The organism is Arthrobacter sp. Soil_C_49 (genome assembly GCF_057656635.1).
Genome location: NZ_JBDGJZ010000003.1, coordinates 62,830 through 81,707, shown reverse-complemented (window position 1 = coordinate 81,707; position 18,878 = coordinate 62,830). Strand labels below are relative to the sequence as shown.

The window sequence follows — 18,878 nt, the reverse complement described above, 5'->3', positions numbered from 1 at the left end:
ACATGGCCATCGAGATCAACGGCGCTCCGGCCGGAACGGAACCGCGCCCCGGGCAGTGCCTGCGCACCTTCCTCAGGGAACAGGGCAACCTGGGCGTCAAGAAGGGCTGCGACGGCGGCGACTGCGGCGCCTGCACCGTGCACGTGGACGGCACCCCCGTCCACAGCTGCATTTACCCGGCCGTCCGGGCGGAAGGGCACGCCGTCACCACCATCGAGGGACTGGCGTCAACTGCCGGGGCGGACCTGCACCCCGTGCAGCAGCAGTTTATGGAGCGGCAGGGCTTCCAGTGCGGATTCTGCACCGCAGGCATGGTGATGACGGCAGCTTCGTTCGACGACGTCCAGAAGGAAAACCTGCCGCGGAACCTGAAAGGCAACCTTTGCCGCTGCACCGGATACCGGGCCATCTCCGATGCCGTCTGCGGGCACGCCGGCCACCCCGATCCCCAAGGCCCGGGCTCCGGAATCGCGGGGGAGGGGCAGCCCGATCCAGTACCGGGGCAGCTGGGCGACGACGTTCCCGCACCGGCCAGCCGGGCGGTGGTCACCGGGACCGCCCGCTACACCCTGGACGTCCCGGCGGACCAGCTGCAGGGCCTGCTCCACCTCAAGCTCCTGCGCTCGCCGCATGCGCACGCCCGGGTGCTGTCCATTGACACCGGCGCTGCATTGAAGGTCCCCGACGTAGTTGCGGTCTTCACCCACCAGGACGCGCCGGAACAGCTGTTTTCCACCGCGCAGCACGAACTGTTCACGGACGACCCGGACGATACCCGCGTGCTGGATGACGTGGTCCGGTTCCGGGGCCAGCGGGTCGCCGCGGTGGTTGCTGAAACCGTGGCTGCTGCCGAAGCAGGTGTGCGGGCGCTGGACGTTGCCTACGAGGAACTGCCCGCGGTCTTTACACCGCAGGATGCCCTGGTCCCCGGCGCGCCGCTGGTGCACGGCGACAAGGAGGGACCGGCGTCGCGCATTTCCCGCCCGGACCGCAATGTGGTGGCCGAGCTGCACTCCGAACTGGGAAGCGTGGCCGAGGGCTTCGCCCAGGCCGACTTTATCCACGAACAGACGTACCAGACCCAGCGCGTCCAGCACGTGGCGCTGGAAACCCACGCGGCCATCGCGTCGGTGGACAGCGAAGGGCGGCTGCAGGTCCGCACCTCCAGCCAGGTTCCGTTCCTGGTCCGCCGGACCTTGTGCCGGGTCTTCGGGCTTCCGGAGGAGCAGGTCCACGTGGTGGCCGGCCGGGTGGGCGGCGGCTTCGGCGGCAAGCAGGAGGTCCTGACCGAGGACATCGTGGCGCTCGCGGCCCTGAAACTGGGCCGGCCGGTGCAGCTGGAACTGACCAGGACCGAGCAGTTCACCGCCACCACCACACGGCATCCTTTCACCATCAAACTCCGCGCGGGCACCAGCAACGACGGCCGGCTCACAGCGCTGGAACTGGATGTCCTGACCAACACCGGCGCGTACGGCAACCACGGGCCGGGCGTGATGTTCCACGGCTGCGGCGAATCGCTGAGCGTCTACAACTGCGCCAATAAAAAGGTGGACGCCCATGCGATGTACACCAACACCGTCCCGGCCGGGGCATTCCGCGGCTACGGGCTGAGCCAGATGATTTTCGCGATCGAGTCCGCCATGGATGAGCTTGCAACCGGCATCGGGATGGATCCGTTCGAATTCCGCCGCCGGAACATGGTGCGCGAGGGCGACCTGATGCTGTCCACCCAGCCGGATCCCGAGGAAGACGTCCACTACGGCAGTTACGGGCTGGACCAATGCCTGAGCCTGGTCCGCGACGCACTGGCGCGGGGGCGGGAGCGGTACCGCGCCGCCGGCATGGACGAGCTGGGACCTGAATGGCTGACCGGCGAAGGAACCGCGCTCTCCATGATCGACACCGTGCCCCCGCGCGGCCACTTCGCCCATTCGCGGCTCCGGCTCCTGCCGGACGGAACGTACCAGGCCGACGTCGGGACCGCCGAATTCGGCAACGGCACCACCACCGTCCACGCGCAGCTGGCCGCCACGGCACTGTCCACCGAAGCCGCCAAAATTGTGGTCCGGCAGTCGGATACGGACCTCATTGAGCATGACACCGGTGCATTTGGTTCCGCTGGGACCGTGGTGGCAGGAAAGGCAACACTGGCCGCCGCAGAGGAACTGGCGGTGCGGATCCGCGCTTTCGCCGCCGGCATCCATCAGACCCAGGCGTCCGCCTGCGTCCTCGACGGCGACTCCGTAGTCATTGACGGAACTCCCGCGGCACTGGCGGAACTTGCGCAGGCGGCCGCGGACGCCGGCGTCGAACTTGCCGCCGAGGGGCGCTGGGGCGGGACTCCACGGTCCGTGGCATTCAATGTGCACGGCTTCCGCGTGGCGGTGAACCGCGGCACGGGCGAGCTGAAAATCCTGCAAAGCGTGCAGGCGGCGGATGCCGGCGTGGTGGTGAATCCGCGCCAGTGCCGCGGCCAGATCGAGGGCGGGATTGCGCAGGCCATCGGGGCGGCGCTGTATGAGGAAGTGGTGATTGACGACGCCGGGCGGGTGACCACCGACATCCTGCGGCAGTATCACATCCCCACCTTCGCGGACGTGCCGCGCAGCGAAGTGTACTTCGCGGACACCAACGACAAAATGGGACCGCTGGGAGCCAAGTCCATGAGCGAGAGCCCGTTCAATCCCGTTGCCCCGGCGCTCGCGAACGCGATCCGCAACGCCACCGGGGTGCGTTTTGCATCGCTCCCCATCGCCCGGGACAAGATCTACCTGGGGCTCAAGTGGGCGGGGCTGGTGCCCAACCTGCAGCGCTCGGGCCTGTCCTGACCAACGCGGGGTCACATAAGGCCGCCTGAAGCGCGTTGAGCGGGCCAAATCCGACCCCGCGTTGCATCGTTGCATATAGTCAAGGGATGGAACAGCGGATTTTAGGCAAGACCGGACGGAACGTGTCCATTGTTGGGCTGGGAACCTGGCAGCTCGGCGCGGACTGGGGGAATGTTGACCCGGCCCAGGCGCAGTCAATTCTTGCCGCCTCCGTTGAAGCAGGAGTGAACTTCTTCGACACGGCGGACGTCTATGGCGACGGCAAGAGCGAGCAGGCCATCGGAAAGTTCCTGGCTGACAACCCGGGACTGGACATCACGGTAGCCACCAAGATGGGCCGCCGGGTGGACCAGAAGCCGGAGCACTACACCCTGGCCAACTTCCGCCAGTGGGTGGACCGGTCCCGGAAGAACCTGGGCACGGACACGCTGGACCTGGTCCAGCTGCACTGCCCGCCTACTCCCGTGTACAGCAACGCCGAGGTCTACGACGCCCTGGATACCCTGGTGTCCGAGGGAGCCATCCGCAATTACGGCGTGAGTGTGGAGCGCACAGACGAGGCCCTGGAAGCGATCCGCCACGAGGGCACCGCCTCCGTGCAGATCATCCTGAACGCGTTCCGGCTCAAGCCCCTGGACGAGGTCCTTCCGGCGGCGAAGGCCGCGAACGTGGGCATCATCGCGCGGGTGCCGCTCGCGTCCGGGCTGCTCTCGGGCAAGTACACGAAGGAGACCTCCTTCGCCGAGAACGACCACCGGAACTACAACCGCAACGGCGACTCCTTCGACGTCGGCGAGACGTTCTCGGGTGTGGACTACGAACTGGGCCTGAAGGCCGTTGCCGAGTTCCAACAGATCGTTCCGGCCGGCGCCAGCACGGCACAGGCTGCCATCGCCTGGATTGCCGCGCAGGACGGCGTCACCACAGTCATCCCCGGGGCGCGCAACGTTGAGCAGGCGGCAGCGAATGCCGCCGCCGCGTCCGTGAGTGTCAGTGAGGATTTCGACGGCGGCGTCCGCTGGATCTACGACCACTACTTCCGCGAGGCCATCCACCCGCGCTGGTAACGTTCGCCGCCTGCCCCATGTCTCGCTTCGCTCGCCACGGGGACCCCGGGCGGCTCTCTTACGCCTGGGAGCGTTGGTGACCGGCTCCGTCAGTGAATTTGTGGAGCGGCTCGCCGCCGTGCCCACAGTGCCGGGGCGCAACAACTTCTTTGACCACAGCGTTCCGGGCAATGCCGTGCGCCGGCGGAACCTGGAGCTGTACCTCGAGGAGATGCTGGAGCGGTCGCCCGCGGTGCTGCTCCTCGGCGAGGCTCCGGGTTTCCGGGGCATGAGGATCACCGGAGTGCCCTTTACCAACCGGACCATGTTCCAGGGGCCGGCAAACAGCTTCGGCCTGTTCGGGCCAGGCAAGGGATACTCCTTGGCTGCGGAGGCAGCGGACGTTGCGGCCGAGCCCACGGCCACCGTCATGTGGGACGTGCTGGCCGAACTGCAGTTCCTGCCCCTGCTCTGGAGCGCATGCCCCTGGCATACCCACATCCCCGGGAAGCCGCAGTCCAACCGCACTCCCACTGCGGTAGACGCAAGGCTGGGAACGCCGTTCTGGCAGTCACTCGCTGAGCTGTTCCGCGTCGAATCCGTGGCGGCAGTGGGCAACGTGGCACACCGCAGCCTGCTCTTCAGCGGTGTGGACGCACCGAAGGTCCGGCATCCGTCACATGGCGGAAGAGCAGGTTTCAAGCGGGGCCTGGAGGAGCTGCTCAGCTCGGGAGCGATTCGCCGCTAGCCCAGCAGGTGGAGCTGCTCAGCTCGGGAGCGATTCGCCGCTAGCCCAGCAGGTGGAGCTGCTCCGGGGTGTCGACGTCCAGTCCGCTGGAGAGGTCGCTGCAGTCCACGTCATCCAGGAGCTCCGGGTGGGCACGCAGGAAGCCGCGTGCCCCGGCGTCGCCCGTTACTGTCGCGGCCACGGCGTCGCGGAGCGCGGCGTCAATGATCAGCGGATGGCCCCTGCGTGCGGTGCCGTCGCCGCCGTCGTAGGACGCTGCCGTGATCCGGCCCGGACGGTGTGCTGCCAGGAGCCTGCCCACCGTTCCGGGCGTCAGGCCGGGCTGGTCCACAAGCGCCACCATGAGATGGTCTCCCGGACTGGCAGTACCGTTGCCCAACAGGAGTGAGCTGCCCATCCCGGACTGCCAATCGTGGTTGATAACTGTCCGGTACCGGTCCAGTTCGGCGATGGTGGCGACGTCCGGGGCGCCGGCGCCCAGCACCACCACCACCTCCCGGCAGCCGCCGTCGAGCAGCGCCCCGGCGACCGATTCCACGAGCGGCCGGCCGCGGTAGGGGAGCAGGGCCTTGGGGCCCCGGCCAAGCCGGGTTCCGGCGCCGGCCGCAAGCACAACCCCCGTGGCCCTGGTCTCCTCCGTGTTGCCCATATCTGCACCCTAATGGAGTTTTTGTCCAGATATGCAGGGCTCCGGGCGTTGGAAGTCCGCATATCTGGACCAAAACCCCGAGGGGTGTTCCTTTTAGGCGTCGCCTCCGGCGCCCCCGGTGGTGCCGGCGTTGACGTCCAGGAGTTTGTACCGGTCCATGGCGTACGACGGCGCGCCCTCCTCAACCTCGCCCCTCGCCGCGAGCATCTGCAGCGCTTTGACAACGATGGAGTGGGTGTCGATCTTGAAGAAGCGGCGGGCTGCGGCGCGGGTGTCGGAGAAGCCGAACCCGTCGGCACCGAGGGTGGCGAATTCGTTGGGCACGAACTGGCGGATCTGGTCCGGGACGGCCTTCATGTAGTCCGACACCGCGACGACGGGGCCCGTGGCGCCTTCGAGCTGTTTGGTGACGAACGGGACGCGGGCGGGCTGGCCGGGGTTGAGGAAGGCTTCCTCTTCGGCGGCGAGGCCGTCGCGGCGCAGTTCGTTCCAGGAGGTCACGGACCACACGTCCGCGGAAACGCCCCAGTCATCGGCCAGGAGCTGCTGTGCCTCCAGGGCCCATGGCACCGACACACCCGAGGCGAGGATCTGCGCCTTCGGTCCTTCGAGGTCCGACGCCGACACCCGGTAAATGCCTTTCAGCACCCCTTCAACGTCGAGGTTCGCCGGTTCGGCGGGCTGGGTGATCGGCTCGTTGTACACGGTGAGGTAGTACATCACGTTGTTATCCGGCGCTGTTGCGGTTCCTTTGCCGCTTGCGGCCGGCCCGTACATGCGTTCGAGGCCGTCGCGGATGATGTGGCCCATTTCGTAGCCGTAGGCGGGGTCGTAGGTGACCACTGCCGGGTTGGTGGAGGCCAGGAGCGGGGAGTGGCCGTCGGCGTGCTGGAGGCCTTCGCCGGTGAGGGTGGTCCGTCCTGCGGTGGCGCCGATGATGAAGCCGCGGGCCATTTGGTCTGCTGCTGCCCAGAAGGCGTCGCCGGTGCGCTGGAAGCCGAACATGGAGTAGAACACGTAGACCGGGACCAGGGGGACGCCGTGGGTGGCGTAGGCGGTTCCGGCGGCGGTGAACGCTGCCACGGCGCCGGCTTCGTTGATACCGGGGTGGATCAGCTGGCCCTGGGCGGATTCCTTGTAGGCCAGGACCAGGTCCCGGTCCACGGAAAGGTAGTTCTGGCCGCCCGGGTTATAGATTTTTGCCGTCGGGAAGAAGGCATCCATGCCGAAGGTCCGGGATTCGTCCGGAACAATGGGCACAATCCGGTGCCCGAACTTCTTGTCCCTGATCAGGTCCTTCAAAAGCCGGACGAAGGCCATCGTGGTGGCAGCCTGCTGCTTGCCGGTGCCGCGCTTGGCGACGTCGAAAGTCTTCGGCTCGGGCAACTCAACGGGCTGGTGGTCCGGCCGCCGTTCCGGCACCGCACCGCCCAGCACACGGCGCCGCTCGTGGAGATAGGCAATCTCCGGGGCATCATGCCCGGGGTGGTAGTAGGGCGGGCTGTAAGGATCCTCCTCCAGCCGGGCATCGGATATCGGAATGCGGAGGTAATCCCGGAATTCCTTGAGGTCGTCGAGGGTGAGTTTTTTCATCTGGTGGGTCGCGTTGCGGCCCTCGAAGTGGGGTCCGAGTCCGTAGCCCTTGACGGTCTTTGCCAGGATGACGGTGGGTTTGCCCTTGAATTCGGTGGCGGCCTTGTAGGCGGCGTAGACCTTGCGGTAGTCGTGGCCGCCGCGTTTGAGGTTCCAGATCTGGTCATCGGTGAGGTCCGCGACGAGGTCTTTGGTGCGGGGGTCCTTGCCGAAGAAGTGTTCGCGGACGAACCCGCCGGATTCGGCCTTGTAGGTCTGGTAGTCCCCGTCGGGGGTTTCGTTCATGATCTTTACCAGTGACCCGTCGGTGTCGCGGGCCAGCAGGTCATCCCATTCCCGGCCCCAGATGACCTTGATGACGTTCCAGCCGGCGCCGCGGAAGAACGCTTCGAGTTCCTGCATGATCTTGCCGTTGCCGCGTACCGGCCCGTCCAGGCGCTGGAGGTTGCAGTTGATCACGAAGTTCAGGTTGTCCAGGTTCTCGTTCGCGGCGAGCTGGAGCAGGCCGCGGGATTCGGGCTCGTCCATTTCGCCGTCGCCCAGGAACGCCCAGACCTGCTGGTCACTGGTGTCTTTCAGGCCCCGGTTGTGCAGGTACCGGTTGGACTGGGCCTGGTAGATGGCGTTCATCGGCCCGATGCCCATGGACACGGTGGGGAATTCCCAGAACTGCGGCATCAGCCGCGGGTGCGGGTAGGAGGACAGGGCGTGGCCGGCGCGGGATTTTTCCTGCCGGAACCCGTCCAGGTCCTCCTCGGAGAGCCGGCCTTCCATAAACGCCCTGGCGTACATGCCGGGGGAGGCGTGGCCCTGGAAGAAGACCTGGTCCCCGCCGCCGGGGTGGTCCTTGCCGCGGAAGAAGTGGTTGAAGCCCACCTCGTACAGGGTCGCAGCACCGGCGTAGGTGGAGATGTGCCCGCCCACCCCGATGTTGGGCCGCTGGGACCGGTGGACCATCACTGCGGCGTTCCACCGCATGTACGCCCGGTACCGGCGCTCGTATTCCTCGTTGCCCGGGAACTGCGCTTCCTGGTCCGCCGGGATCGTGTTCACGTAATCGGTGGTGGTCACCATCGGCACGCCCACGCTCTGCGCACCCGCGCGCTGCAGCAGGCTCCGCATGATGTATTGGGCACGCTCGGTACCCTGTTCCCTGATCAACGAATCCAGGGACTCAACCCACTCGGCGGTCTCTTCCGGATCACGATCAGGCAGCTGGTTAGTCAACCCGCTGAGGATATGGGAGGTATCTTCTCCTGCAGCCACGGCAGCCTCTTTTCATCGTTGAATACTGGCTTTATATTTTCGTATTGTGAGAAAACATTATTGCTATACGAGATTAGCCTTGTGGAATGGTGCGGTCAAACGGTTGGCCGCCGCACTGCACCGGGCCGGCAGACTGAGGCCGAGCGCCCCGATTGTGACCGCCCGGCAGGCATTACGCCTTGACCTGAGGTGATCCAGGTCATAATCTGTTTTCACTATTCAATATCTTCATTTCGCATTGTGGAATAACAGAACCGGCCTTTCAGGCCTGAGCTCACCACAGCGGAACACCTTTAGAACTGGAGATCAACCCATGCAGACCCCTCCACCAGCGGGCGTTGACGCGGCTCCGGACCTGACAACGGCGTCAGGTCCGTCCGCCCACCCGGCAGCGGGCATCGAGGCCCTTTGCGATTCAGCAAGCGCGGCATCCGGCCAGGCCATCAGTCCCACCCTCTACAACTCAGACCTTGCCCCCACCAAACGCGCCGGCCGCAGCTGGTCCGGCTACAGCATCTTCACCCTGTGGGCCAACGACGTCCACAGCCTCGGAAACTACGCCTTCGCCATCGGTCTCTTCGCCCTGGGCCTCGGCGGCTGGCAGATCCTCCTGGCCCTGGGCATCGGCGCCGCGCTCCTCTTCGGCCTCCTGACCCTTTCCGGTTTTATGGGGGTCAAAACCGGGGTCCCCTTCCCCGTGATGAGCCGGATCAGCTTCGGGATCCGGGGAGCACAAATCGCCAGCCTGCTGCGCGGTGCGGTCGCCGTGGCCTGGTTCGGCATCCAGACCTACCTCGCCTCCGTAGTGTTCCGCGTGATGCTCGTGGCGATGTTCCCCGCCCTCGGCGGGCTGGACAAGGACTCCATCCTCGGCCTGTCCACCCTCGGCTGGATCGCTTTCGTTATCCTCTGGATCGTCCAGCTGGTCATTGTCAGCTTCGGCATGGAGATGATCCGCAAGTACGAGGCGTTCGCCGGCCCCGTCATCCTGGCAACCATGGCGGCCATCGCCGTCTGGATCTTCATCGAAGCCGGCGGGGCCATCGCCTGGTCCTCGGACAATGCCCTGGAAGGGCCGCAGATGTGGCTCACCATCTTCGCCGGCGGCGCCCTCTGGGTCTCGATCTACGGAACCTTTGTCCTGAACTTCTGCGACTTCACCCGCTCCGCCGTTTCCAAAAAGGCCATTGTCCGGGGAAACTTCTGGGGCATCCCCATCAACATGCTCGTGTTCGGCGCCATTGTGGTGGTCCTGGCCGGGGGCCAGTTCAAGATCAACGGCACCATCATCGAGAGCCCGTCGGACATCGTACAGACCATCCCGAACACGCTGTTCCTGGTACTGGCCTGCCTGGCCCTGCTGATCCTGACCATCGCGGTCAACCTGATGGCCAACTTCGTGGCGCCCGTCTATGCCCTGACCAACCTGTTCCCCAAGCACCTGAATTTCCGCAAGGCAGCGGCCGTGAGCGCCGTCATCGGGCTGGTGATCCTGCCCTGGAACCTATACAACAACCCTTTGGTCATCGTGTACTTCCTGGGCGGCCTCGGTGCCCTGCTTGGCCCGCTGTTCGGCGTGGTGATGGCTGACTACTGGCTGATCCGCCGCGGCAAAGTCAACGTCCCCGAGCTGTACACCGCTTCCCCGGACGGTGCCTACCACTACAAAAACGGCGTGAATCCCAGGGCGATCATCGCCCTGGTGCCCGCCGCCGTCGTCGCGCTGCTCATAGCGTTCGTCCCGGCACTGGCGCCGGCAGCACCGTTCGCCTGGTTCTTCGCCGCCGGCATCGCAGCTGTGGTCTATTTCTTCATCGCGGACCGCTCGCAGCAGCTGGAAGACCGCGACGGCGAGACCATCGCCGTCGCCAGCACCCACTGAGTCAGGAGACCCCATGCGCATCCTTGTAGCCAACGTCAACACCACCGGGTCCATGACGGACTCCATCGCCGCCCAGGCGCGCAGCATCGCGGCGCCGGGAACGGAAATTGTCGGGATCACGCCCCGTTTTGGCGCCGACTCCTGCGAGGGCAACTTCGAAAGCTACCTTGCCGCCATCGCCGTGATGGATGCGGTGACCCGCTATCCGGAACCGTTCGACGCCGTCGTCCAGGCCGGGTACGGCGAGCACGGCCGGGAGGGGCTGCAGGAACTGCTCGACGTCCCGGTAGTGGACATCACCGAGGCGGCAGCCAGCACCGCAATGTTCCTGGGCCACAAGTACTCAGTGGTGACCACCCTGGACCGGACCGTCCCGCTCATCGAGGACCGGCTCAAACTTGCCGGCCTTGATGCCCGCTGCACCTCCGTCCGGGCCAGCGGGATGGCCGTCCTGGAACTCGAGGAGGAGCCGGACCGTGCGGTGGAAGCCATTATCAGCCAGGCAATGCTGGCCGTCAGCCAGGACAAAGCCGAGGTGATTGTGCTCGGCTGCGGCGGTATGGCCGGGCTGGACGAGCAGATCCGGCAGCGTGCCGGCGTGCCGGTGGTGGACGGAGTCGCGTCCGCCATCACTATCGCCGAGTCCCTGGTCCGCATGCGCCTGTCCACATCCAAAGTCCGGACCTACGCTGCGCCGCGGCCCAAGACCGTCATAGGCTGGCCGCTGAAAAGCGCGGACGTAGCGGCCTCCCTCTAGGGCACGCCCAGCGCGGCAGCCGTTGGCACCACAGGCACACCAGGAGAAGAGTTTGAACCATCCCCAGGCCCAGGGCCGCGTCGCTGTAGTCACTGGAGCGGGTTCCGGCATCGGCCGGGCGGTGGCCCGCCTTCTCCTGGCCGACGGCTACGCTGTTGCCCTCGCCGGTCGGCGGGAGCCGCAACTGGTGGAGACAGCGGACGGCCATCCGCAGGCCCTTCCGGTCAGCTGCGACGTCACCCGGCCCGACGACGTCGAGCGCCTTTTCGCGGCCGCCCGCCAGAAGTGGGGGCGCGTGGACCTGCTGTTCAACAACGCCGGGGTGTTCGGTCCGGCGGCGAGCGTGGATGAGATTTCGCTGGCCGACTGGGACGCCACGCTGGCGGTGAACCTCACCGGGTCGATGCTGTGCGCCGCAGCCGCGGTCCGGGCCATGAAGGCGCAGGATCCGCAAGGCGGGCGGATCATCAACAACGGCTCCATCTCCGCGCACTCGCCCCGGCCCAGGACGGTGGCTTATGCCGTCACGAAGCACGCCTTGACCGGGCTGACGAAAAGCATCGAGCTGGACGGCCGGGACTTCGGGATCACCTGCGGGCAGATCGACATCGGCAACACGGCTACCGACATCATGGACACCATCGGAGTGGGGGAGGGGGCGCTGCAGGCCGACGGCAGCCGCCGGGTGGAGCCCACGTTCCCCGTGGAGGATGCTGCCCGGGCGGTCCTGATGATGGCCAACATGCCCGCCTCGGCGAGTGTGGGGTCCGTGGTGGTCACCGCCGCGGGTATGCCGTATATCGGCCGCGGCTGACCCCAATCAAAGCGGGAGCAGGGCCGACAGGTCCGCTCGCAGGCCTGACGCGGCTACTCTCCCGGCCGCGACGGCGTCCGCCCAGCTCAACTGCCCGGTGGCCATCGCCAGCCAGGTGCCGGCGTCGCACTCGATCACGTTCGGCGGGGTTCCGCGTGTGTGGCGGGGGCCGTCCACGCACTGCGTCACGCCGAAGGGCGGCACGCGCACCTCCACCGAATTTCCAGGAGCCCGTGCGGTGACTTCCTCCAGCGTGTACCGCACCGCAGTGGCCATGACGGGCCTTGGGACGGACGGAAGGTCCGACGACGGGCTGGCGGCTTTCCGCCACGCCTCCAGCGCGGCGGCGCCTTCCTGAACGTCAATGCGACGGCGGGCTACAGGCATGATTCCGGGATCCTTTCGGCCAGGCGGAAGCGGCAAAGTAAATCAGCGTATCGCGGACGTCCACGGCGGAGGAATCCGGCGGGCCCGCGGGTACCATCGGTACAACATCGTCAGCCACAGAAACGGAGCCACCGTGCAGCTCGGCGCTTTCTCGGTCAGCCTCAATGTCAAGGACATCCAGGCTTCCGCCGAGTTCTACGAAAAACTCGGATTCACCCCGTTCGCCGGCGAAATTTCCCAAAACTGGCTCATCCTGAGGAACGGTGAAGCGGTGGTGGGCCTCTTCCAAGGCGTGCTGGAGAGGAACGCCCTCACGTTCAACCCGGGCTGGGGCCAGGATGCCCAGGCGGTTGAATCCTTCACCGATGTGCGTGAGCTCCAGCGGGAGCTCAAAGGCCAGGGCATCCCCTTCCTCGCCGAGGCAGAGGAAGGAGTGTCGGGACCGGCGAGCTTCATCGTGGTGGACCCGGACGGCAATCCGGTGATCGTGGACCAGCACGTCTGACCCGCCGGCAGCTCTCCAGTCCAGAAGCTCTCCCTCCCGGAAACAGTCAGTCCAGGAGCGCCGACACCGCGGGGCCCAGCCGGATCTTACCCACCGGGCGGCCGCCGCCCAGCACCGGCTCAACGACCTTCTCCAGCACACTGGCCACGCCCGGAACTTCCACGGCGCCGGCAGCGGCCAGCAAGGTCAGCGCCACCAGCGAGGTGGCACGCAGGTTCCCGTCGAGGATCTTAACCGCCACGGAAACGCCCTGCTGCGTGGCCATGGCCAGCACGCCTTCGGCCCCGATTTTGGCGATGATTTCCAGCTCGTCCATCACAATGGTGTTGGCCTCGCCGCGGCCCTGAACGGCCCACGGGTAGTCCAGCATCGATGTTGCGATGGTGGCCGCCCGGGCGTTGAAGCTTTGGTCGCCGGGTGCCTTGGCCAGCTGCGAAAAGCCGCGCGCCAGGCCCTTGAGTGAAACAGCTGCCACCGGGGCGCCACAGCCGTCGATCCCGAGATGGGCGATCTTCTCCCCGGTGTATTCCTCGATGACGCCTCGGACCTGCTGCTGCAGCGGATGGTTGGGCTCCAGGTAGCTGTGCGTGTCCCAGCCGTTTTCCGTGCAGGCCCACAGGAAGGCGGCATGCTTGCCGGAACAGTTGAAAGCCAGCTTGGATTTGCCCTTTTCGGAACGCACCAGCCAGTTCCGGGCCGTTTCATCCTGCGGCCAGGCCTCCGGGCACTGCAGCTGGTCCTCCCGCACACCGGCCGCCTTGAGCATCCCGGACACCACATCCATATGATCCAGGGAACCCACATGGCTCGCGCAGGCCAGCGCCACCTGGGCACCACGGAGCGGCACGCCGGACTGCATCGAGGCCAGCGCCTGGAACGGCTTGAGGGCAGACCTGGCGTAGATCGGGGTGTTGATGTCGCCAAGTTCGGTGACGACGGACCCGTCGGCGGAGAGCAGGACGGCGGAGCCAATGTGCCGGGATTCCACAAAGCCGCTGCGCTCGATCACGGCCAGTTCGACGGCGGAGTCCACGGTAAAGGTGGCATGCGGGTTATGCGGCATCCTGCCAGTCTAGGGGGCCGCATCCCGGATGCCCGGCTACTCCACGGTGACCATCACCGACTGCCACCCCGAAGCGCCGTCGGGAACGGGATCGGCCCGCTGCTCGGTCTGCACTTCACCCGTGCCGTCCGTGGCCCGGACTTTCAGGTAGTGCGGGCCGGGCGCGGCATCCCACTCGTAGGACCACTGGCGCCAGGTCACCAGGGACGCCTCGGCGGAGAGGTCCACCTCGACCCAGTCAGCGTTGTCGATCTGGAGCTCCACCTTGGTGATGCCCCGGGTCTGGGCCCAGGCGGTGCCGCCCACGGCCACCTTGCCGGCAGGCACCTTGGCGAAGGACCGGGGAACGTCCACCCGTGCCATGGTCTTGATCGGCCCCCGCTCGGACCAGCCGCGCTCGGTCCAATACGCTTTGTTGTCCGCGAACTTTGTCACTTCGAGGTCCACCACCCACTTGGTGGCGGAGACGAAACCGTACAGGCCCGGAACCACCATCCGCACGGGGTAGCCGTGCTCGAGGGGAAGCGGCTCGCCGTTCATGCCGATCGCCAGCATGGCATCGCGGCCGTCCTGCAGAACTTCCAAAGGAGTGGACGCGCTGAAACCGTCAATCGAGGTGGAAAGCACCATGTCCGCCCCGGCCTTGGGCCGCGCCCGCTTCAGCACCTCACGGATAGGCAGGCCAAGCCATTTGGCGTTGCCGGCGAGGTTGCCGCCCACGGGATTGGAGACACAGGTGAGGGTCACGTGCGATTCGATCAGGTCGGCGTCGAGCAGGTCCTGGAAGGTGAGCCGCACTTCCTCCTCCACCAGCCCGTGCACCCGCAGCTCCCACTCGTCGGCGTTGATTTCCGGGACACTGAGAGCGGTGTCGATCCGGTAGAACTCACCGTTGGGCGTCAGCCAGGACGGAACGCCCGCGACTGGGGACTGCACGCCGTCCGGAAGCGCGGCGGCTGCAGTGGCCGGTGCAGGCAGCTGCAGCGCCTCCCGGGCCTGGGCGATGTTGCTGCGGGCCGCACCCAGGAGCCTGCCGCCCGTCGCGGCGATACCGGCAGCAGCGGCGGTGATCCCGGCAGCGGCGAAGAAGCGACGGCGGCTGGAACCGCCGGGCACGGCACGGTCCGCGGAGTCTGCCGGGGCTTCAGGCCACGCCTTCAGGCCCCGCAACCGGGCCACCAGGAGCCGGAGCACCACCAGACCGGCGAGGGTTCCCACCACGGATGGTATGGCGTCGGCGGGGCCTACGCCGGCACGGGTGACCACGCTGGCCACGATCACCGCGCCCATAAACAGGACCCCCAGCGCGCCCAGCGCCCACCGCCTGTACGCCACCAGGCCCAGGACGCAGGCGAGGACGGCGATGGTGAGGCCCATGCCCACAAAAAGCGCTGCCTTGTCATTGGTGCCGAACGTGGCGATGGCGAAGTCCTTCATCCACGACGGCGTGAAGTCGATGAAGGTGGAGCCCAGGGCAAACACGGGGGTGGCGCGGGCCGTAAAAAACGCTCCCGCCAACTCGGCCACGGCAAGCACGACGGCGGCCGCCACCACGCCTGCCAGCGCGGCCATGGCGTTGGGACCTTTGAGCCAGTTCAGGAGCTTTTTCATGACATTGGTTCGGAGCGGACCGCTCCCGGGATTGTTTTGGCGGGCGCTGACACAGCTTAGGAGCGGGCTGGGTCCACAAAGTACCCTTGGAGACTGTGAAGGTACTAGTCATCGGCCCCGGAGGCCGCGAACACGCCATTGTCCGCTCCCTGCTCGCCGACCCCAACGTATCCGAGGTCCACGCAGCCCCCGGCAATGCCGGCATCAGCAAGCTGGTCCCCACCCACAAGATCAACGGCAACGATCCCGACGCCGTAGCGGCCCTGGCCACCAAGCTCGCCGTGGACCTGGTGGTGGTGGGTCCGGAGGCGCCGCTCGCAGCAGGTGTTTCCGACGCCGTCCGCAACGCCGGAATCCCCGTGTTCGGCCCCAGCAAGGCCGCCGCCCAGCTCGAGGCCTCCAAGGCCTTCGCCAAGGAAATCATGGCGGAGGCAGGCGTGCCTACGGCCATGGCCATGGTGGCCACCAACGCTGACGAAGCCGCGTCAGCCCTGGACACCTTCGGTGCACCCTACGTGGTGAAGGACGACGGGCTCGCCGCCGGCAAGGGCGTAGTGGTCACCAGGAACCGCGACGAAGCCCTGGCCCACGCACAGTCATGCTTCGATGCCGGCGGCTCCGTGGTGATCGAGGAGTTCCTGGACGGACCCGAGGTTTCCCTCTTTGTCCTCTGCGACGGCCAGAACACCGTCCCGCTGTCACCGGCCCAGGACTTCAAGCGGATCTTCGACAACGACGAAGGCCCCAACACCGGCGGCATGGGCGCCTACACCCCGCTGGAGTGGGCCCCCGAAGGCCTGGTCCAGGAAGTCATTGACCGCGTGGCCCAGCCCACCGTCAACGAGATGGCCCGCCGCGGCACCCCGTTTGTGGGCGTGCTGTTCGTGGGGCTGGCCCTGACCTCGCGCGGCACCCGCGTCATCGAATTCAATGTCCGTTTCGGCGATCCCGAGACGCAGGCGGTGCTGGCGCGGCTCAAGACCCCTCTCGGAGCGCTGCTCCTGGCAGCCGCCAAGGGCGAACTGGACACGGCGGAAGAGCTGCGCTGGTCCAAGGAAACGGCTGTCGCCGTCGTCGTCGCTTCCGAAAACTACCCCGACACCCCACGCACCGGGGACCGCATCCGCGGGCTGAAAAAGGTGGAGGAACTCGAAGGCGTGCACGTGATCCACGCCGGGACCTCCTTCGACGAAGACGGCAAGGTGATCTCGGCGGGAGGCCGCGTCCTCGCCGTCGTTGCGTTGGGCAGCGATCTGGTGGAGGCGCGCGAAAAAGCGTACGACGGCGTGGAACTGGTTCAGCTTGAAGGCTCGCAGTTCCGCACGGATATTGGCCGCAAGGCCGCCCGCGGTGAAATCAGGGTATCGTCCGGCGCCACCGGATCACTGCCCGTAACGAAGGCGAAGGCATAGCATGAGCGAGACCCCCGCAAACCGCGGCTTCAACACTGCCACCCTGGACCTGCCGGGCTGGAAGCATGTCTACTCCGGCAAGGTGCGCGACCTGTACGAGCCCGCCGACGATTCCATCGTGGAACGGGTGGGCCAGGAGTGCGTGCTGGTGGTGGCCAGCGACCGCATCAGCGCCTTCGACCACGTCCTGGCCAGCGAGATTCCGGACAAGGGACGCATCCTCACCCAGCTGAGCCTGTGGTGGTTCGACCAGCTGGACGTGGAGCACCACGTGCTGGCGTCCACCGTGGAGGACGGGGTGCCGGCGGCTGTGGAAGGCCGGGCCATGATCTGCAAGAAGCTGGACATGTTCCCGGTGGAGTGCATTGCCCGCGGCTACCTCACCGGCTCGGGTCTGCAGGAGTACCGCGCGTCCGGAACCGTGTGCAGCATCCCGCTGCCGGAGGGCCTGGTGGACGGGTCACGGCTGGAGCACGCCATCTTCACGCCGTCGGCCAAGGCCGCGGTGGGCGAGCATGACGAGAACATCACCTACGACGCCGTAGTGGGCATGGTCGGTGACGACATCGCCGGCCGGCTGAGCGAGCTCACCTTGCAGATCTACACCACGGCGGAGGCGATCGCGCGGGAGCGCGGGATTATTCTGGCCGATACCAAGGTGGAGTTCGGTTACGACGCTGTCTCCGGTTCGATCACGCTGGGCGATGAAGTGCTGACGCCGGATTCCTCACGGTTCTGGGATGCTTCCACGTACCAGCCGGGACAGGCGCAGCCCTCCTACGACAAGCAGTACGTCCGGGACTGGCTGACGTCCGCAGAATCCGGCTGGGACAGGTCCTCGGATACACCTCCGCCGGCTCTGCCTGCTGACGTAGTGGACCGTACCCGCAGCCGCTACGTTGAGGCGTACGAGAAACTCACCGGGAAAAGCTTCGCCTGACTCATGCCCGCTAGTCCGGAGCCCCAGCGGCTCCGGGCAGGTGGCGCGGCTTAGCTGGCCGTGGAGGCCGCTGCCGCCCGCTGCTGGGCAAGCCGAATTTCCAGGACGGCGTCCAGGGCCTGTTGGACACGGTCCGCTGCTCCGGCCGCGCTGAAAGCCTTCTGGGCTTCCTCCAGGTGGACCAGCGCTTCGTCGGCTTCGCCCGCGGCCTTTAAGGACTTGCCCAGGAGAAGCGACACTTCCCCGGCCGTGTGTTTGGCCAGGGCCTTGCGTTCGGCATGGATCTCGCGCAGCTTTTCGACGGCGGCGACAATGTCCCCGGTCAGGTACAGCCAGCGGGCCCGGATGAAGGCGACCTCCAGCTCATCGCTCTTGGTTCCGCCGACGATGGAGAAGGCCAGCTCCGCCCGTTCAATCGAGGACAGGGTTTCGGGCTCGACAATTCCCGACGAGAGCCGCACCGCGGCGGATGCCTTGTTGAACCGTGCCCAGAGTTCGATGTCGTTGGCGGGGGAGAGGAGCTTCGCGGCACGTTCGTGGTGCTTGACGCCTTCGGTGTAGTCGTGGCGCATAAAGGCCACGTTGCCCACCACCCACGCCACCTCGCCGGCGAGCTGTGACATGGCATTTTCATCAACCTGGGCCAGCAGGTCCTGGCAGGAATTCCACGCTTCATCCAGGCGGCCGCTCTCCGCGAGAGCGCCGATCAGGACCCGCAGTGCGCCCACGATGATGGTGGAACTCTTGGGCAGCTGGCGCGAAAGCTCCATGGCCTCCTGGGCGTAGTTGACAGCCATTGACAACTGCCCCTGGCGTTGGCACACCGTGGCCAGCATCTGCCGGGCGCGCACGCCCAGGCCCACCGACTCCGTAGCCATCGGATGCTCCAGCAGGCGCTGGATTATCTCCCGGCACTCCTTCAGGTCGCCGTGCTTCATCAGGCATTCGGCCTGCATATACGACATGTTCCACCAGGCGCTGGTGTTTTTGCCGTCAAGGGCGATCTGGGCCGCGTTGGCCGCGTGGCTTGCGGCGAGCGGATAGTCCCGCAAGTCCCACGCCTGGCGTGCGTACAGGCCGGCCAGGACGTACTCGGCGTCGCTGACAGTAATAGGTTGGCTCCAGGCCTCAAGTGCCTTGGGTGCAAGCTCAAGCCGTTTGGCCAGCTCGTCAATCACCTCCGCCGTTGGTTCCCGGCGGCCGGTTTCAAGCAGGGAGATGTAACTGGGGGAGTAGAGATCCTTGCCCAGTTCAGCCTGTGTCAGTCCGCGCTCAAGCCGCTCCGCCCGGAGCTTCTCCCCGAATCCGTTGCCCACGGGATTTCCTCCTTTTCCGGACACCTTTTGCATCAGAGGCTTGACAGCCTCTGTGGAA

At 66.5% G+C, this 18,878-nt stretch carries 15 protein-coding genes; 9 read left to right on the top strand and 6 right to left on the bottom strand.

The genetic code is table 11. The features are described 5' to 3' along the window. Positions 1 to 2 precede the first annotated feature (2 nt). From AC3A4Z_RS06580 to AC3A4Z_RS06570, 3 genes are all read left to right on the top strand, one after another. Positions 3 to 2,831: a molybdopterin-dependent oxidoreductase gene (locus AC3A4Z_RS06580; RefSeq protein WP_498710843.1), complete on the top strand. Its 2,829-nt coding sequence runs from the start codon at positions 3 to 5 to the stop codon at positions 2,829 to 2,831. 86 nt (positions 2,832 to 2,917) lie between these two features. Continuing rightward, positions 2,918 to 3,898 (top strand): aldo/keto reductase, encoded by a 981-nt coding sequence (locus tag AC3A4Z_RS06575; RefSeq protein WP_493972050.1) that lies wholly within the window; start codon positions 2,918 to 2,920, stop codon positions 3,896 to 3,898. A gap of 76 nt (positions 3,899 to 3,974) precedes the next feature. Beyond that, positions 3,975 to 4,625 (top strand): uracil-DNA glycosylase, encoded by a 651-nt coding sequence (locus tag AC3A4Z_RS06570; RefSeq protein ID WP_498710842.1) that lies wholly within the window; start codon positions 3,975 to 3,977, stop codon positions 4,623 to 4,625. Between the two features lie 40 nt (positions 4,626 to 4,665). On the opposite strand, the gene nboR is transcribed toward AC3A4Z_RS06570, so the two are convergent. Next, a complete protein-coding gene (gene nboR / locus AC3A4Z_RS06565) occupies positions 4,666 to 5,274 on the bottom strand; it encodes a nicotine blue oxidoreductase (protein WP_498710841.1) in 609 nt (202 codons plus the stop codon). A gap of 93 nt (positions 5,275 to 5,367) precedes the next feature. Then, positions 5,368 to 8,133: a pyruvate dehydrogenase (acetyl-transferring), homodimeric type gene (gene aceE, locus AC3A4Z_RS06560; protein WP_498710840.1), complete on the bottom strand. Its 2,766-nt coding sequence runs from the start codon at positions 8,131 to 8,133 to the stop codon at positions 5,368 to 5,370. A 313-nt stretch (positions 8,134 to 8,446) separates the two neighbouring features. Between aceE and AC3A4Z_RS06555 the strand changes: the two genes are divergently transcribed. From AC3A4Z_RS06555 to AC3A4Z_RS06545, 3 genes are read left to right on the top strand one after another with little or no spacing between them, the layout of a single operon-like run. Next, the gene (locus AC3A4Z_RS06555) at positions 8,447 to 10,015 is read left to right on the top strand and encodes an NCS1 family nucleobase:cation symporter-1 (RefSeq protein WP_498710839.1); all 1,569 of its coding nucleotides are present in this window, start codon (positions 8,447 to 8,449) and stop codon (positions 10,013 to 10,015) included. 13 nt (positions 10,016 to 10,028) lie between these two features. Then, complete coding sequence (locus AC3A4Z_RS06550) at positions 10,029 to 10,772, top strand: aspartate/glutamate racemase family protein (RefSeq protein ID WP_498710838.1); 744 nt, start codon at positions 10,029 to 10,031, stop codon at positions 10,770 to 10,772. Positions 10,773 to 10,824: 52 nt separating this feature from the next. Next, complete coding sequence (locus tag AC3A4Z_RS06545; RefSeq protein WP_498710837.1) at positions 10,825 to 11,586, top strand: SDR family oxidoreductase; 762 nt, start codon at positions 10,825 to 10,827, stop codon at positions 11,584 to 11,586. Positions 11,587 to 11,592: 6 nt separating this feature from the next. Here AC3A4Z_RS06545 and AC3A4Z_RS06540 read toward each other — a convergent pair whose 3' ends face one another. Then, positions 11,593 to 11,973 carry a sterol carrier family protein gene (locus AC3A4Z_RS06540; protein WP_498710836.1) on the bottom strand — a complete coding sequence of 127 codons (381 nt, stop codon included), beginning with the start codon at positions 11,971 to 11,973 and terminating at the stop codon, positions 11,593 to 11,595. A 133-nt stretch (positions 11,974 to 12,106) separates the two neighbouring features. Here AC3A4Z_RS06540 and AC3A4Z_RS06535 point away from each other — a divergent pair, with 133 nt between their 5' ends. Then, positions 12,107 to 12,478, top strand: a complete 372-nt coding sequence (locus AC3A4Z_RS06535) for a VOC family protein (RefSeq protein ID WP_498710835.1) — start codon at positions 12,107 to 12,109, stop codon at positions 12,476 to 12,478. 46 nt (positions 12,479 to 12,524) lie between these two features. Here AC3A4Z_RS06535 and AC3A4Z_RS06530 read toward each other — a convergent pair whose 3' ends face one another. Both AC3A4Z_RS06530 and AC3A4Z_RS06525 read right to left on the bottom strand, forming a co-directional pair. Beyond that, complete coding sequence (locus tag AC3A4Z_RS06530; RefSeq protein ID WP_498710834.1) at positions 12,525 to 13,541, bottom strand: asparaginase; 1,017 nt, start codon at positions 13,539 to 13,541, stop codon at positions 12,525 to 12,527. 36 nt (positions 13,542 to 13,577) lie between these two features. Further along, entirely contained in the window at positions 13,578 to 15,152 is a 1,575-nt protein-coding gene (locus AC3A4Z_RS06525) for a molybdopterin-dependent oxidoreductase (RefSeq protein ID WP_498710833.1), read from the bottom strand. A 95-nt stretch (positions 15,153 to 15,247) separates the two neighbouring features. On the opposite strand from AC3A4Z_RS06525, the gene purD reads away from it, so the two are divergent. Together purD and AC3A4Z_RS06515 are read left to right on the top strand one after the other, a co-directional pair. Beyond that, complete coding sequence (gene purD, locus AC3A4Z_RS06520; protein ID WP_498711128.1) at positions 15,248 to 16,564, top strand: phosphoribosylamine--glycine ligase; 1,317 nt, start codon at positions 15,248 to 15,250, stop codon at positions 16,562 to 16,564. Between the two features lies 1 nt (position 16,565). Then, entirely contained in the window at positions 16,566 to 17,504 is a 939-nt protein-coding gene (locus AC3A4Z_RS06515) for a phosphoribosylaminoimidazolesuccinocarboxamide synthase (protein ID WP_498710832.1), read from the top strand. Positions 17,505 to 17,554: 50 nt separating this feature from the next. On the opposite strand, the gene AC3A4Z_RS06510 is transcribed toward AC3A4Z_RS06515, so the two are convergent. Continuing rightward, positions 17,555 to 18,820 carry a helix-turn-helix domain-containing protein gene (locus tag AC3A4Z_RS06510; protein ID WP_498710831.1) on the bottom strand — a complete coding sequence of 422 codons (1,266 nt, stop codon included), beginning with the start codon at positions 18,818 to 18,820 and terminating at the stop codon, positions 17,555 to 17,557. Positions 18,821 to 18,878: the final 58 nt, after the last annotated feature.